The sequence below is a fragment of the Amycolatopsis orientalis DSM 40040 = KCTC 9412 genome (genome assembly GCF_000478275.1).
Classification (GTDB): domain Bacteria; phylum Actinomycetota; class Actinomycetes; order Mycobacteriales; family Pseudonocardiaceae; genus Amycolatopsis; species Amycolatopsis orientalis.
In genome coordinates this window covers 98972-114836 of sequence record NZ_ASJB01000031.1, presented here as the reverse complement: position 1 = coordinate 114836, position 15865 = coordinate 98972, and the positions used below count along the sequence as shown (strand labels likewise).

Below are 15865 nucleotides of genomic sequence, written 5' to 3'. Positions count from 1 at the left end.
CCTCCTAGATGCGGGTCCTCAGCGCCAACAGGCACGCCGGGAGCGCGATGAGTGCCACGAAGGTGAAAACCACCCCGTAGACGAGGCCGCCGGAATAGCCGACGGCGGTACCGACGTTGAAGAGCGCGCCCGCCGCGCCGATCATCACGACGCTGCCGAGCCCCTGGGAGACCTGCATGGCGGCCGAGTAGCGGCCCTGGTCCTCCGGCGGGCAGTGGTCGAACGCGAGCACGGTGAGGCTCGGCAGCACGAGCCCCATGCCGAACCCGGCGACGATCAGCGCGACGCTGGCGGTCATCGGCGGCGCGAACCCCAGGACGCCGAAGATCGCGATCAGGCTGGACCCGGCGATCACCGCGGACCCGAGCAGCACCAGTCTGTGCCGGGGCACCTCGGACCAGGGATGGCCCTGCAGCCACGCCGCGCCCGCCCACAGCAGCGTGGCCCCGGTGAACGAGATCCCGGCGGCGGTGACCGAGATCTGCCGCTGGTTGATCAGCATCAGCGGGATGTAGGACTCCAGCGCGAAATAGATACCGGAGGCCAGCCCGCGCAACAGGATCGCCGCGGGAATGCCCCTGACCGCGCGCAGTGTCCCGGCAGGCAGCAGCCGGGGCACGCTGATCACCAGCGCGATCACGCCGGCGAGCCCGAACAGGAGGTGCACCGGATCCAGCCCCGAGGCGCCGAAGTGCAGGATCCCGGCGGCCACCGCGACGATGGCCGCGGCCCGGACGAGCCCCGGCGGGGTCGACCGTTCCGCGTCGGCCACCGGGCTGAGCCGCCGCAGGAAACCGAGCGGGATCAGCGCGGCGACCGAGACCAGGATGGCGAGGCCGAAGAACACCCAGCGCCACGACAGCAGTTCGGTGACGGTCCCGGCGATCGCCGGGCCGATCATCGACGGCACGATCCAGCAGGTGCTCATCAGCGAGAGCGCCTTCGGCCGCAGCTTCGACGGATACGACTGCGCGATGGTGACGTTGAGGCCGACGACCACGACGCTGCTCGCGAAACCCTGCACGCAGCGTCCGGCGATCAGCTGCCACACCGTCGTCGCGGTCCCGGCGAGCAGCAGCCCGGCCAGGAACAGGCCCAGCCCGAGCACCAGCAGCGGCCGGGGACCGCGTTTGTCGGCGATCTCGCCCGCCAGCACGCTGCCGAACAGGCTCATCGTGACGAACCCGCCCAGCGCCAGCGCGTAGACGGTGAGCCCGTCGAGCTGGCCGACCGCCACCGGCAGGGTGGTGACCAGCGCCAGCGCGGCGAACCCTTCGAGGAACATCACCGACGCGAAGCCGATGGTGCTCGCCCGGTACTCCTTGGAGAAGATGCCCGCCTTCGCCGGGATGACGTCCTCCTCCGTCAGCGGCGCGGCGGTCATTCGATGGAGGTCATGATCGTCATGGTCAGGGATTCCAGCGTGCCCTGGACGCCGTCGGACGACGTCCGCACGGCCTCCAGGAACCGCTCCAGCTGCTCGGGGGTGAACCCGGCCAGCGGGGCGAGCGACGGGTCGATGGGGTCGGTCACAGCGCACCTCGGTGTTCGACGGATTTGATCTGCGGTTTTCCTGCCGGGTCGAGGAACTCCCGCATCGCCGCGAGCAGGAGCAGCGCGTCCTCGCGTTTCGTGTCGGGTGCCCCGCCGGCGAAGAATGCGGCGATCCTGACGTACTCGTCCTCGCCGATCTCCTTGCGCAGCAACATGAGCACGGTCCGGTTGACGCGCTGCGGGAAGTACAGCTCCTTCGCGATCTCGAGGAACCGCTCACCCGTTTCCGGGGCGAAGGCGCCCTGCTCGATCCCGGCGGCGATGGCGAACCGCATGTTGACCATCGGTTCGGACAGCGCCGACAGGTTCTCTTCGTCGTAGGTGACGGCGACCTCGTCGTCGGCGTCGATCCGCCCGGAGAAGTACTCCTCGTAGATCTTGCCGATGCCGACCATGCCGAACGGCGAGCATTCCGCCGCCCGCAAGGCACCCATACTCGACGAACCGAACATCGTGACGCCGCGGTCCATCGCTTCGAGCACCTCCTTCGGCGAGATGCACAGGCTCTGCAGGAACCGGCCGTCCACGATGCCGATGGCCTCCGGCGGCTCCGGCCGGGCCAGCAGTTCGGCGAGGTCGCCGCGTTTGACCGGCGGCAGGAACTCGACGTCGAGTTCGGCGGACGCCGCTTCCCGGTCGATGCTCGGGCCGATGAAAACCACTGCGCGCATGAGAGATCTCCTAGGCGGGCTTGGAAAGTTCGGCGGCGCGCTTACGGGCCGACAACTCGACCAGCGCGTTGTTCCAGACCGTCGCCCCTCGCGGGCCGATCTTGCAGTGGTCGACGGCCCACGATTCGAGCCGCGGCACGATCACCCGGACCACGCTGACCGGGATCCCCGGCGGGGAGAGGTCGACGGCGAGCGCGCGTTCGATACCGGCGGCGCGGATCCGGTCCAGGATGAGCTTGATGTCGGTCATCACGTCGTCGGTGGTCCACGACGGGATGTCGGCGAACGCGACCTGTTTGCGCATCGGCTGCCAGGCCCACGCGCCCTTGTCGATGGTCGCCGACCGCTGGACGTGGTTCTGGTACTTGGACACGTTCTCGGTCGGGAGCCGGATGTCCTCGCGCATCGCCTGGATGTCCACCGCGCGGCCCTGCGCGCATTCGGTGATGGCGCGGATGAGCGCGACGTTCGCGTCGGGATGCGTGCCGAACCCGCCGTGGCCCTGCGACGTCGTCGGGCCGAGGTCTTCGGAGGTGGCGGCGAGGAAACTCGGGATCTCCAGATCCGAGGTGATGTGCACGATCCGCATCTTCAGCCCGGCGTCGTGGAACTTGTCCACGAGGGATTTCGCCAGCGGTGGCAGCGAGTCCAGGTCGACGTGCGGATGCAGTTCCCGCAGGTGGGAAGTGATGTGCTCGGGCTGCGGATCGACGAAGATGCCCTTCTCCAGCACCTGCGCGAGCTGGCTGCTCACGAGTTCGGCGTTGGTCATCGAATCGCGTTCGATGAGTTCGGTGAGCGCGTGGCAGATGGCCTCTTCGAGACTGTTGCCCGACGCCAGCCCGTTGGTGGAAAGCACCTTGTAGCAGGGAGGTTCGTGGAACTTCAGCCCGTAGACGGCGGAGGCCTGCGGGATCAGGATGGACTCTTCGTTGATCAGGTCGTACGCCTCGACCCACGAGATCGGGAGATCGTCGCGGTAGTGCGCGGAAAGCTCCGCGTTGTTCTCGCGAGGGTCCAGCACCGTGCGGCCTTCGGCGACCAGCTCCTCGTAGGACGCGATGACCTGCGGCCGCACCGGAAGCGCGGCGGAGAACCGCTCGATCGCCTCCATCGCCGCGGACGTCCTGGCGTCCATGTTCGTCAGGCCCTTGCCGTTGTACACCGAGATGATGTCGTTGGAGCGGGGCGCGATGGCGTTGTAGACCGGGATGCCGACCCGGTCGAGCCAGGTGATCTCCGCGACCCGGGTGACCCCGGCGCGCCGCAGATGCGGTTCGATCCGCGCGTAGGTCTGCTCGGCGGTGAACTCCCGGTGCACCCCGCCGCCGCCGACCTTCGGAACGCTCTTCCTGAGTTTCATCGAACTCCTTCGTATCCGGCCTTCTCGGGGACCGCTTCGGCGAGCAGTCGCTTCCAGGCTTCGGTTTCGCGCTCCGGATCCGCCGAAGCGCGGCGGGCGGCGCATTGCCGCCGCAACTGCGTGTAGAGCCCGTCGCGGTCGTGCTCGGCGGCGTCGAGCACGGCGGCCAGCGCGGCCGCGTCACCGACGGGGAAATAGCCCGCATAGTCCTCGCCGAGCAGCCCGACCGAACCCGGGATGCGGGTGGAGACGATCGGGACGCCGGCGGCGAGCGCCTCGGTGACGACGTTCGCCCCGCCCTCGTGCCGGGACGTGAGCACCAGCAGACGGCTGCGGGCGAGGACGGCGAGCGCTTCGGGGCGCGGCGACGCGCCGAGCCACGAATAGCGCGGGTTCCCGGCGGACTCGGCACGCAGCCGGTCGCCGATGTCGTCCTCGCGGACACCGCCGACGTGGGTCACGGTGATCCGGGACGACGGCGGCAGCAGCCGCACCGCCTCGCTCAGCAGCAGCGGATCCTTGACCGGCCTGGCGTGCGCGAGGAACGCGATTTCGAACCGGTCCCCAGCGGGCGCCTCGCCGGAGATCGGCGGCATGGACTGGGTGATCACCCTGGTCCGGCTCCGCAACGCCTCCGGCACCTGCAGAACCCCTTGCGGCTGCAGAACGACGACGCGGGCCGCGGCTTCGAGCAGGGTCAGGTCGACCCCGCCGCTGACCAGGTCCGGATAGAGATCGGTGCCGGTCAGCGCGATCACGATCGGGGCGGCAGGGCAGGCGGCGCGGAAGGCCCGGATCGCGGCCTCGCTCTTGCGGGCGTGCAGGGCGATGAGCAGGTCGTAGGTGCCGCCGTCGTAATCCTGGACCACCCGGACCTCGTGGCCGAGGCCCCCGAGCAGACTCGCCCAGCGGCGCGCGGTGACGCCGTTCCCGTAGTCGCTGGCCGCCGGGACCGGACCGGCGACGAGGATCCTCATCGGTCCCAGTCCGTGTCGTAGGCCAGCCATTTCCCGAAGGTCCGGACGGCTTCGTCCGCCGGGATGGTGGCGGTCCAGCCGAGTTCCGCGGCGGCGAGCCCGAGTTTCAGCAGGGGAGTCTCCGACGGTTCGGTGACCTGTTCCGTCGGCACCGCGCGAACCGCGGCGCACACGATCTTCGCCAGTTCGTTCCCGGTGAGCGTGGCCGTCGCGATGTCGTACACCGGCGAGACCGGCCCGCCGGTCAGCACCGCGTCGATCGCGCTCGCCAGGTCTCGCACGTCGGTGAACTGGTGGACGCGATCGGGATCGACCGGCAGTGCCTTACGCGTCCACGCGAGCCGGATCCACCGCGCCACCAAGGAATCCTCCGGGGTGTGCGGACCGATCGGGGTCGCGAACCGCAGGACGTGTTCACGGGCACCGGTGTCGACGATGGCGCAGAAGACGTCGCCGGGATCGTTCTCGTCGCCGAGGTGGACGAGCCGTGTCGAGGCGGACGGGTTTTCGCCGTCGACGATCTCGTGGCCGAATTCGGACAGCAGCCCGGCCAGATGGTCGGTGAGCGTGCCGCCGGGGCCGGTGATCGCGACCTGGAGACCACTCCGGGCGGCTGGACGGCGGGGGAGGGCCGCCCGGGCACGTCCCGCGGCGAAGGCGTTGATCGCGACTTCGTGGTGTGAAGCCGTGATCGCCTCGATCTCGGACGCGGTGTGCTGATCGCAGAGACCGCCCGGGCCGATGCTCGCGAGGGCGAGATCGAGCGCGTCGCCACCGAGCGAGTCCACAGAGGACAGTCCCATGGCGAACGCGGTCAGCCAGGTCTGCCAAGCCCCCTCGGAAAGGTCTTCGCCGCGCTCGAATTCGGTTCTGCACTCCTGCGGCGAAATCCCCGATCGCCGCAGGAGCCGTTCTGTTCCGAGATACTCCCAGTAGCCGCCTGCCCGCACGGCGCATTCCGACGTGACATGCTTGTGGAAGGGGATCACCTCGGGCTCGGCGATCGCGCCGCCGGCGAAGGACGGCGCGACAGCGGAGAAACACGAAGAACGCCGGAGTCCGTGGGCGTCATTGCCCGCCACACTGGGCAGGCCGGAATGCTGGACGGTGTTGGGCACGGCGATGCGGATCGGCACCCCGATGGCCTTCAGGTACCGGAACATGAGCACGTCGCACGGCCAGCCTTCCGAGTGCGCGTCGGAATAGGCCGCGTAACCACGCGCGGCCGCCGCGGGCAGCATGATGGCGACGCACGGCGCGTATTCGTTGACCGCGGTCGCCCACGCGGCACCGGCCGCCGCGGCCATCCGCACCGCCGCGCCATTGCGGGAGTTCCAGTTGGCGTAGAAGGCGATGGCGTCGTCAGGCAGCTGTTCGGCCGCTTTCCTCGCGTGCTCGAAGAAACCGGCCGCGAGCTCGACGTCGTCCTGCAGCACGAGGAAGTGCGTGGCGTCGCCGGGAACACTGCTCCACGCCAGTCTCGCCGTCCGCAACGCCGTCGGCGGCCCGTCCGGCTCGGGGTCGAGCACCACGCGCAGCGCGCCGGCGGGGTCGAGGCGCGCGAGTTCCTCCGCCGCTTCCCTGCGTCTGGGATGCGCCATCACGGCGCCGCTGAGCCGGACCTCGGTCATCGATAACCCCCACCTGTTTTCCCGGGCACCGGAAAAGTGTGGCAGCGCCTATAAAGCAAGCTCATCTCCGTGGATGCGCGTGGGACGGAATGGTGAGGTTCTCCTCGATTGCCACTCTGTTCCTCACCCGGGATGGATGACGTTTTCACGGGTAACCTCGGTATGAGTACACAACACCGACAAGAGGGACGGCACGATGACGCAAATCCTGTTCGTGTGCGTGCACAACGCGAGCCGGTCGCAGATGGCGGCCGCCCTGCTGAAGCATCACGGATTCGGCAGGGTGACCGTGCGGTCGGCGGGCTGCGACCCGGCGGAACGGATCAATCCACTGGTGGCGGGAGCCTTGGCGGAATGGGGCGTCGACATTTCGGCGGAGGTGCCGAGTCAGGTCACCCACGCCGACGTCGCGGCGGCGGACATCGTGATCACCATGGGGTGCAAGACCTACCCGATCGCCGAGGGGACGCGCTACGTCGAGTGGGTCGTCCCCGATCCGGAAACCGAAGGGGTCACCGGGATCCGGCCGTTGCGGGACGATATGGACCGTCGGGTTCGCGAACTTCTCGCGTCCCTTGTGGACAGTCCCGTACACGTCTAGTTTCAGGTCGGATTTCTGCGAACGGCCTGGGTCGGCACACGTGTGCCGACCCAGGTCCAGTGCTGTAGGCATGGCTCAGTCGAAGGACGCGAACGACACGGCGTTGGTCGTGGTCGTACGGTCGATTCGGATGATGCCAGGCACACCGGCCCGGCGACGTACCGAGATTTCCCGGACCAGAGCGAATCCCGCGGCTCGGTTGCTCTCGGACGCGGTCTTGATGGGTATCGACCTCCAGATCGCCGGCCCCCATGGTTGCCACGCTACCCACGGTGCCCAACCGGGCTAACCACCCTCGCTGTGCTCCACGATCGCGGCAGCCTGCTGCGCCGACACCGGATGCTTGCTCCCGCCGATCCGGATGGCCGTGGCGCGGGAAGCTCCAAGCGCCGCAACGCTTCCCCAGTGATTTCGGACCCCAGCTGATCCGGGCGGCGAAGTCGGTGGTGGCCACGACTCCGGTCTCTCCTCGCCGATTACGTCGGCCGGCAGTTCCAGCAGATACGCGAGCGGCCCGGCGGTCGCGTCGTCGACGATCTCGGCATCCGCCGGCGGCGCTGGCCGCAACCAACTGGGCCAGCTCCGCCGCCTCGTCCGGCGGAGCAGGGCGCTGTACGGCCGCGTCACCGTTTCCGTCCGGCTTCGGCGGCGGCTCGGGTTGGGCCGAGGTCCAGCTTCACCGCCCGGATGATCACACCGTCGGAGGCGCCGACACCGGAGAGGACTTCCGCGAGTAGCCAGGTCGCGCCGCGGTAGCGTTCGGTGAACTTAAGTCGCTGGACGCAGGCTGACACCGTGGCGTCGCTCGGTGGTGCCGTCGGACGGCGGTTCGGCTGCATCGAGATGGGTGGGCGCGACGTAGAGGTTCTGGGCGCTGGTCCCCGAACTCGGTCAGCATGACGAACGCGATTCGCCAGAGTCAGCGGACGATGACGGGATGGCCCGCCTCGGTGAGCGTGGTGCCGAGGTCGGCCAGACTGACGGCCTCGACCCGGCGGTCATCGCTGGCGCGGTGGAGAGCGTGCCCCAGGTGATCGATCAGCAGGCGAACCTTCTCATCAGGCACCGGCCTTGGGCCGTTGGAGTGAACTCACCGGCGCCGTGACATCTCGCCGTCTTGCCACTCGAACCAGGGCGACCAACCTCGACCCGGATGGAGCAGGACGTGCGTCGATCGGCAGAGCCGAACTGGAAGCCCAGGGAGACTTCAGGAGCTCTACGGCGAGATCGGCCTGGAGATGGTCTATAACGCAAAAGAGCGGACGGTCGATGTGACCATCCGCCCCCCGTAGGGTTAATGCGTGTCCGAGGGGCGAGCTGCTCACTATCCACACGCCTCTGGCTAACGTAACACTCAGTAGTATTTGAGCACGACGACAGTCGGCGGCGAGCACTTCCGTGTCAGGGAAGATCGAATCAGTGCCTGACCAGGCGTTTCATCTGTTTCCGCAGGTATGCGGTCCCTCGTTCCTCCTCGTTGGGGCGGCTTCGAACGCGTTTCGGCGCGTTTCGGTCGCCTGAATATCGCCGGTTGATCTTGAAAACGCTGGTTACGAGGAGTTACTTCGTGTCTGCCAAAGCTATTGGGTTTCCGGTCGAGCGTGATGCTGTCCTGCAGCTGGTCACTGTCATGGTCGGGGTGATCGTGGGGCTGACGTTCTTGTTCGGGTTCGGCAACGTCCTGGCCTTCGGCCTCCGGCTCGGTGTGCCTGGTTGGGTCGCGCCGCTGGTTGCGCCCGCCGTGGACTTGTCGGTCCTGGCACTGCTGATCGCGATCCGGCAGCTGTCGCTGCGTGGGGCCTCTGTCGAGGTGATCCGACCGGCGCGGCGCCTGCTGCTGGTCTCGAGCTTCGTCACGCTGGCATTGAACGTGGCTGAACCGCTCATCGCGGGCGAGATCGGCCGAGCGCTGTTCGATGCAGTCGGCCCGCTCCTGCTGATCGGCTGGGCCGACGTCGGCCCAGCACTACTCCGGGAGCTCGCCTCTACGACTCCGCCCGAAGAGGAAACGGCCGCTCCGTCGGCGTCGCCGCGTCCATACGTACCAGTGGCTCCTGAAGTCCCCGCGGACACGCGACCTGAGCTGATCGACTCGTCTCCGCCGCCGACGAAGCGGTCAAGCTTGTCGAAGCTCGACGACGACCTCGTTGAGCGAGCCATCGAGGTGGACCGCTGTCATCGCGAGGAACATCAACGCCCGATCTCAGCAGAAGCCCTGATGCGACACTTCGGTTTGGGAGCCGAGCGCTCACGACTGCTGATGCGTACGGTACGGGCGAAGTGGGAGGCTGAGCACTTGGTTCACGGCGACTACGATGGTCGAGCCGGTTGTTGAGCACCACCAGTAACGTCTTAACTGTCCCCGCCTCGGTTAGTCCGTTTGCAGTAGCGTTCCGGCTGAACCAACTCCTCAATGCCGCGGCTGCCGTCGCCACGATGGCCACGGAGCACGCCCTCCGAGCTGCTCCTCTGCCCCTTCCGAGTTCTGCTAATAAGCTATCTGCAGAATGCGGCACTGGGTGCGCAAGTCGGCCACGCAGCGCCAGCACTCACCAAAACCGACCTGCTGTATGAGGGGACGCCCGCCAAGTGGGTTCACTGGCTACGTTCGATTGAACGCCTACCTGAGAGTCTAGCGTGCCTTTATCGGACGTGACGCGAGTCGCGGACCTACCATCCAGGCGTGCCGTTAACGGCACGTAAGCTTGTGGGCCTCGCCCTAGGATCGGAGGAGCGCGCGGCTTGACGATCACCGGATTCCAGCTGCATACGCTCGGCTGGCGCGCCTTTCAGGATATGGGGCAGGTGGTGCTGCGCGAAGTTCTCGGGCAGGAGCTCGAGGTCTACAGCGACACCAACGACATCGGCCAAGACGGTGCCTTCGCCGGGCGGGCCACGCCCGTGCCAGCCGGACACCTGCGCGGAATCCACGGGGCTGTCGTTGCCCAGATGAAGCACACGAGCAGGGCCGGCGCGCACTTGGCGCTCTCCGATCTGGCCGACGAGTTGTCCAAGGTCGAGAGGCTGGTCGAGCGCGGGCTGTGTGACAGCTACATTGTGCTCACCAACTTCCAAGTGACCGGGAAAGTGGCGGCGGACGTTAAGGAACAGCTGCGCGATCGCGGCGTCGGGCGCGTGGTCGTCCTCGGCGCCGAATGGCTGTCTCAGACAATCCGCGAGAGCCCCCGTCTTCGCGCTTTAGTGCCCCGGGTCTACGGGCTGGGCGATCTAGGACAGATCCTCGACAATCGCATATACGACCAGACCAGGGCGGTCCTGGACTCACTGCAAGACGACCTCGCGACGTTCGTCGTCACCGACGGGTACCGCGCAGCGATCGACGCCTTGGACGCTCACGGGTTCGTATTGCTGCTCGGCGAACCCGGCGCGGGCAAGACCGTCACTGCGGCAACGATCGCGGCGGCAGCTAGTGATCAATGGGGCCTGCGCGTGGCACAGATCGACCATCCCGCGCAGATGCGTCATTGGAACCCTGAAGAGCCCCAGCTGCTGTGGGCTGACGACGCCTTCGGTGCGATGAACCTCGACCGCTCGCTGATGGACCCGTGGAACCGGACCCTCTCACTCGTTCGGGCGATCGTCCGGAACCGAAGCAGGGTGATCTTGACGAGCCGGGACTACATCTGGCGAGCGGCCCGCCGACTGCTGAAGGAGACCGCCTTCCCGTTTCTGGCCGAGGATCGCGTGACCATCGACGTAACCACGTTCTCCCGCCTCGAAAAGGAGAAGATCCTCTACGCCCACCTCCGCGCCGGCCGACAGCCCGCAGAGTTCCGGACGGTGGCCAAACCGCACCTGCGCGCGTTGTGCGACGAGGTCGACCTGCTTCCGGAAACCGCGCGACGCTTAGCAGACCCGTTCTTCACCGAAGGAATCGACCCCGCCTCACCCGATGACCTGAAGCTGTTCATCGCCCATCCGAAGGAGTATCTCCAGGATCTGCTCGACAAGCTGGACGCTTCGCACGAAGCGGCCATCGCGCTCGTCTTCGCGCATGGCGGGCGGCTGTCATGCCCGCTGATGCCGACGTCCGGTGACGAGGTGCTCATCGGCGATATCGGTACCACGGCTGCCGAAGTCCGCTCGTCGCTCGGAAACCTCAACGGCACGCTCCTGCACACCGACGCAGTACGCGGTCACTACGAGTTCCGCCACCCCAGTGTCGGTGACGCGTACGCCATACTGCTGGCGCAGCAACCAGAGAAGCTGGTGATCTGGCTGCAAGGTGCGCCGATGCAGCAAATCCTGACCGAAGCCACTGTCAATATCGACGACCTTGACCGACCGGGTGTCGCCATCCCGCCGAGCCTTCACTCACACCTGGTCGGCAGGCTGGATGCGTGCCCTCGGGAGAAGATCATGGAGGTACTCACGTTCCTGTCCGGTCGCTGCTCCGCAGAGTTCGCCCGAGCTATCCTCGCCGATCGCCCGCAGCTCACCGAGCCCTTGACCCACCCCGGTATGTACCTGAGCAACTTCACCCCGGCCGTGCTTCTCCTGAATGTCCTGCACTCTCAGGGCGTGCTCCCCGAAGCGGCCCGGTTGGCGTTCGTTGAGCACGTTACCGAGCTCGCCATTGAAGGACCGGATACCGCGTGGTGCAGTGTGCGGAACGTTGTAGAGATTCTAACCGAGTCGGAACGCCTATCAATCCGCCAAGTCGTTCGCACTGCCTTGCTGGAGGACGGCGCGGACGATCTGGTCAACGGATGGGATACCTTCAACTACCCGGGCATCGACTGGGGTTCCCCTGAATCTTACGTTGATCCGTTGGTCGAGGCCGTTGCTGATCTCCGTAAGGAATTCGCTGACGATCCTACTGCGCTGAACGCTCTAGACGGTGTGGAGGCTCATGCGCACTCGCTTGAAGAAAGTCTCCTTGAAGACCATCCCGAGAGCGGACCGGCCAGGTCGCGCAGCCATGAGCGTATAGCGTCGCCCACCACATCGCCTCGTCCGTCAAACTTGCGAACCGGGCGCGATCCTTTCGACGACGTCGACAGGTAGAACACTAGCAGCGATGACGTGGTCCGGTTTGGTGGCCTGCTGGGTTTCCCAGCAACGAAGCAGACCTACTACCAGGGTAGCGCTTGGTTCAGTGCCTTATTTAGGTCTTCTCGGATGCCCAAACCGCGCGAACGGGGCTCATAAAATTGTTTTCCGTGGACTGATCTTCGCATGAAATAGTTTCATCAAAAATGATGCGCCCAAAGCGACGGTGAAAGTAGGTTGTTAGCGAGCGGTTTTCGCCGGTCTTCGATTCGGCGTAAACCTCGAGGGCTTCACGTCTGTCTGGTACCTCGCCTGGTGGTATCACGGCCCCTTCTTCGTCGATTACTACTCCTGACTGCCAAACTTCGCCGAGTGTGATGACGCCATCAATGCTATTTGCTGCGACCTGATTGGCGAGTTCGCGGGCGTAAGCGTGCTTACTTGCTCGGTCGTTAAAAACTGCCGATTGAATGTGAACCAGCTCGGGGCCCTTGAATAGGAATGTGACAAAAATGTGAGCCTTGTCGCTCTGCAAGAATCGGCAGGCTTGGTTCATTAATGGTTCCATGAAGTCAAATAAGCTGCTTTTGTCTTGATTTAGCTCCGTTTTGAATTGGTCGAGCCCATAGCGTTTCACGGTTCGTTTGGCTATGGTCTTTGGGATTTCGAGCTTTCGATACTCGCCGCGCACCAACTTCGCGTCTCCGAAACGGTAGTGCGCCGTGCGCATGTCGAGAGTGGTGACCATGCAGGGTAGGCGCCCACCATGTGTGGACAGCTGCGTGGAGTCGTGTTTGACCCCGTGAGCCATGACGGAATGGCCTTCTATGCCGGCCTGCTCGTGAGCACTGTCGAGCAGGTCGGACAGGGTGCCATAGCAATGAGCTAAGGCGTTTAGAAGCTCCTTATCTGGTAGTGCTTTGTCAATCCAGCTTCTCTCGATGAAGATGCTTGACTGGTTGAGGACGCTGGTAGGGATATTCGCAAGAAACTTGTGATACTCCTCTGGTCGCGCATCTAACGGTAGCGCCTTGACGCGCTGGGTACTGGTCGCGCTTGGTAAAGACTGCGTCACGGCCGCCGCGACATCTTTGTACTGAAGAATTAATTGCATCTGCGCTGTCGATAGCAGTTCAAGATCCCCGGATTTAACCACGCGATTGCGAGAGTTGACCAGCCACTTCAGCAGGGGGTCTCCGCGCATCGTGTCTTGCTGGGGCGGATACCAGGAATCAAACTCGGGAACTAGTCGCTTCTCCTTTTGAAGAACCCAAGTCACGTTGCGCAGTGCTTGAAGGCACGCATTGAGGTTTGCTCGGAAGGCCGGTGGGTCATCATAGTTGTCCAGGCAGCCATGCCACCAACGGTGTCCCTCCTCGAGCCGCTTGTGCGCAGTTGGCGTCGGACACGTGGTCTCGGCAGGGGGTGTGTCCTGATTGCCCTCAGGCTTCGATGCTGGTTCCACGCTCATCGTGCTGAGGCTAAGTGCCTGGTGGTCTCAGTTCGACCAATTTATCGGTGACAACCTTGTCACGACGGAGTGTTGCTGGCTTAGTAAACAGTTCGTACTTCATTAACAAAGTGTCGAAACCAAAAGTAGAACGATCTCGCGTTCGGGATGCTCTCCTAGGAGGATCATCTTGTCGCCGAGGAGGACTTCCTCAAGCAACTGCCCTGAACTGCGCTGCTCGCCGGCTGGCTCGGACGCACGATTGCGGTACGGTTCAGGTCGCCTGAATATCGCCAGTTGATCTTGGTTGCTGGTTGCGAAGAGTTACTTCGTGTCTGCCAAGGCTGGTGGTTTCCGCATGAGCGTGACGCTGTTCTGCAGCTGGTCACGGTCATCCGTTGGTCTCACGTTCCTGTTCGGGTTCGGCAGGTCCTGGCGCTGCTGATCGCGATCCGGCAGCTGTCGCTGCGTGGCGCCTCCGCTGAGGTGATCCGACCAGCACATCGACTACTGCTGGTCTCGAGCGTCGTCACGCTGGCCCTGAACGTGGCCGAACCGCTCATCGCGGGCGAGATCGGCCGAGCGCTGTTCGACGCCGTCGGCCCACTCCTGCTGATCGCTGGGCCGACGTCGGCCCAGCATTACTTCGAGAGCTCGCGCCCACGGCGCCGTCTGTCGAGCAACCTGATGTATCAGCATCGTCGCCGAGCGCACCCGCGTCGACAACTCCCGAAGCTCCCTCGGACGGACGGGACTCGGCTGATCGACTCATCCCCGCAGCCAACGAAGCGGTCAAGCTTGTCCAAGATCGACGACGACCTCGTGGTGAAAGCCATCGAGGTGGACCGTCGTCATCGTGAGGAGCACCAACGTCCGATCTCGGCGGAAAGGCCTGATGCGGCTCTTCGGCCTGGGAGCGGAGCGCTCACGCCTGCTGATGCGCACGGTCCGTGCGTGTTGGGAGTCCGAGCACGCTGTTCCTGGCAACGATCGCGACGATGCCGCTCGGGTCGAGTGGCTTGACCAGAGGAATGAGGGAAACGAAAGCCGCTAGCCCCACTGCTGATGCGGACGCTCGACCTAGCGCCTATGCAGAAATGGGAGTGGGGTGGGCTCGCCCTCGCAGGATGTGCCATGACAGGGTGTGAGTATGACCAGCAGCGCGACCCGGCTTTGTGCCGGCGCTATCGGTGTCGGGTACGAGGGGCAGGAGATCTCCGAGTTCATTGACGGGCTTGTGCGGCGTGGTGTGACGCGTCTCGTCGATGTCCGGTTGACGCCGATCTCGCGTAAGAGGGGGTTCAGCAAAACGGCGTTACGTGCCGCGCTGGCCGAGGCTGGGATCGAGTACGACCATCGACGGGAGCTGGGGAACGTCAAGACGAATCGTGCCGGCTTCGCCGGTGACGAGACCGAGCTCAAGCAGGCGAAGGATCGTTACGTCGAGCTGCTGGAGAACGCCGAGGCCCAAGCCAGCCTGGACGAACTGGCTCGCCTTGCGGCCGGTGAGCGTGTTGCCGTGCTGTGCTTCGAGGCCGATCAGCGCCGGTGTCACCGTGATGTCGTGCTGGGTGAGATCGCCGGCCGTCTACCCCTTAATTGATCGCGGTGGCCAGTAGACGCCGAGGACGCTGAATGTCCGGGGATGCGCCGCGACGTTGCCGACGTAGAAGGCGATGTCGCGATCAGGGCTGCAGACTTCGTGCAGAAACCGTTGCTCGAGCCGTTGTGCGGCCTCATTGTCGTTCATGCCGCGGAGACGTAGGAGCTGGAACGCGACGAACTCCCAGTCGATGAATCCCTGCTTGTGGCCGTTGCAGTCGGACTCTTCGCACTCGTAGTGGTAGGTGCCGGCGAACCGTGGCGCATGCAGCGGCGTCCGGTCTTCGTTGCCGAAAAGATCGAGCTGGCCGACGTAGGTGTCGATCTTGGCTTGCTGCGCCTTCGACCAGCCCTGATGCTGAACAATCCGTAGCGCAGTGATCCTTTTCGGGCGGATGAGGGCCAACGACTGCGTGTTCATGGTGGCGCCGATGAGGCGACACATGGTCGTCTGGCTGCTGATCGCCGGATCGAGCCACGGGCGGCGATGCGACCATTTGGTCAGGTGTTTCCCTACCTTCAGGGTTGGCATGCGCGGTCGCCAGCTCTCCTGCCTGCTGTCCTGCCTGGCCGGTACCGCCTCGACCGACACCACGTCGTACTTCGCGAAACTCGCGTCGGGGCCGAGTTCGCGAAAGTTGATCGGGTAGAGGCGGATCCAGCCTTGACGGTTCGGGTCGAGACTTAGTCCGGCTACACAGACTGTTTCGCCGTACTTCTCGGAAGGGTTGGGTGCCGCCTTCACGGTGACCAGGACCTGTAGCGTTACCGCCTGATCACCTACCGGTTTGGCGGTCGGGGTGTCCGGTGGCTGACCGAACATCGGTAGCTGTGTCATCGGACCTCCCCGATCCGTCCACCTGAGCTATCCAACGTAACCCCGATAGCGGTCACTGCGTGAACGTCCAAAGGAGTGATCTAACTGCTGGCCAGCAGTCTTCGGCGTTGCCTCAGCACACTTGGCATCAAGCACAAGGACGTCGGTGCAACAGGCAGGTTGGGC

The 15865-nt window shown here is 65.1% G+C and carries 15 protein-coding genes; 4 read left to right on the top strand and 11 right to left on the bottom strand.

The window, feature by feature from the left end; translation table 11 throughout:
* Positions 1-4: 4 nt before the first annotated feature.
* From L324_RS09625 to L324_RS40880, 6 genes are read right to left on the bottom strand one after another with little or no spacing between them, the layout of a single operon-like run.
* The gene (locus tag L324_RS09625) at positions 5-1384 is read right to left on the bottom strand and encodes an MFS transporter (RefSeq protein ID WP_037305775.1); all 1380 of its coding nucleotides are present in this window, start codon (positions 1382-1384) and stop codon (positions 5-7) included.
* Positions 1381-1533 carry a hypothetical protein gene (locus tag L324_RS42740; protein WP_161780844.1) on the bottom strand — a complete coding sequence of 51 codons (153 nt, stop codon included), beginning with the start codon at positions 1531-1533 and terminating at the stop codon, positions 1381-1383. The genes L324_RS09625 and L324_RS42740 overlap by 4 nt, the downstream gene beginning before the upstream one ends.
* Positions 1530-2225 (bottom strand): TfuA-like protein, encoded by a 696-nt coding sequence (locus L324_RS09620; protein ID WP_037305773.1) that lies wholly within the window; start codon positions 2223-2225, stop codon positions 1530-1532. Before L324_RS09620 ends, L324_RS42740 begins: the two co-directional genes overlap by 4 nt.
* Before the next feature lie 10 nt (positions 2226-2235).
* Positions 2236-3588, bottom strand: a complete 1353-nt coding sequence (locus tag L324_RS09615; RefSeq protein WP_037305772.1) for a YcaO-like family protein — start codon at positions 3586-3588, stop codon at positions 2236-2238.
* On the bottom strand, positions 3585-4565 hold the full coding sequence (gene senB / locus L324_RS09610) for a selenoneine biosynthesis selenosugar synthase SenB (protein ID WP_037305771.1): 981 nt from the start codon (positions 4563-4565) through the stop codon (positions 3585-3587). The genes L324_RS09615 and senB overlap by 4 nt, the downstream gene beginning before the upstream one ends.
* A complete protein-coding gene (locus L324_RS40880; protein WP_051173808.1) occupies positions 4562-6196 on the bottom strand; it encodes an NAD-dependent epimerase/dehydratase family protein in 1635 nt (544 codons plus the stop codon). The genes senB and L324_RS40880 overlap by 4 nt, the downstream gene beginning before the upstream one ends.
* Before the next feature lie 196 nt (positions 6197-6392).
* On the opposite strand from L324_RS40880, the gene L324_RS09595 reads away from it, so the two are divergent.
* Positions 6393-6797, top strand: coding sequence for an arsenate-mycothiol transferase ArsC (locus L324_RS09595; RefSeq protein ID WP_037305769.1), 405 nt, complete (start codon positions 6393-6395; stop codon positions 6795-6797).
* Positions 6798-7420: 623 nt separating this feature from the next.
* Here the strand turns inward: L324_RS09595 and L324_RS42735 are convergent.
* Positions 7421-7591, bottom strand: coding sequence for a hypothetical protein (locus tag L324_RS42735; RefSeq protein WP_161780843.1), 171 nt, complete (start codon positions 7589-7591; stop codon positions 7421-7423).
* Between the two features lie 125 nt (positions 7592-7716).
* Positions 7717-7863, bottom strand: coding sequence for a hypothetical protein (locus tag L324_RS42730; RefSeq protein ID WP_161780842.1), 147 nt, complete (start codon positions 7861-7863; stop codon positions 7717-7719).
* Between the two features lie 501 nt (positions 7864-8364).
* Between L324_RS42730 and L324_RS09590 the strand changes: the two genes are divergently transcribed.
* Both L324_RS09590 and L324_RS09585 read left to right on the top strand, forming a co-directional pair.
* Entirely contained in the window at positions 8365-9132 is a 768-nt protein-coding gene (locus L324_RS09590; protein WP_037305938.1) for a hypothetical protein, read from the top strand.
* 407 nt (positions 9133-9539) lie between these two features.
* Positions 9540-11825 carry an nSTAND3 domain-containing NTPase gene (locus L324_RS09585; RefSeq protein ID WP_051173807.1) on the top strand — a complete coding sequence of 762 codons (2286 nt, stop codon included), beginning with the start codon at positions 9540-9542 and terminating at the stop codon, positions 11823-11825.
* A gap of 100 nt (positions 11826-11925) precedes the next feature.
* On the opposite strand, the gene L324_RS42235 is transcribed toward L324_RS09585, so the two are convergent.
* A complete protein-coding gene (locus L324_RS42235; RefSeq protein WP_152546776.1) occupies positions 11926-13281 on the bottom strand; it encodes an Ea47 family protein in 1356 nt (451 codons plus the stop codon).
* A gap of 486 nt (positions 13282-13767) precedes the next feature.
* Positions 13768-13902, bottom strand: coding sequence for a hypothetical protein (locus L324_RS43865; RefSeq protein WP_268871897.1), 135 nt, complete (start codon positions 13900-13902; stop codon positions 13768-13770).
* A gap of 508 nt (positions 13903-14410) precedes the next feature.
* Here L324_RS43865 and L324_RS09580 point away from each other — a divergent pair.
* A complete protein-coding gene (locus L324_RS09580) occupies positions 14411-14863 on the top strand; it encodes a DUF488 domain-containing protein (protein ID WP_037305768.1) in 453 nt (150 codons plus the stop codon).
* Here the strand turns inward: L324_RS09580 and L324_RS09575 are convergent.
* Positions 14849-15700 (bottom strand): DUF8757 domain-containing protein, encoded by an 852-nt coding sequence (locus L324_RS09575; protein WP_037305767.1) that lies wholly within the window; start codon positions 15698-15700, stop codon positions 14849-14851. The two genes, L324_RS09580 and L324_RS09575, sit on opposite strands and share 15 nt — an antisense overlap.
* Between the last annotated feature and the right edge of the window lie 165 nt (positions 15701-15865).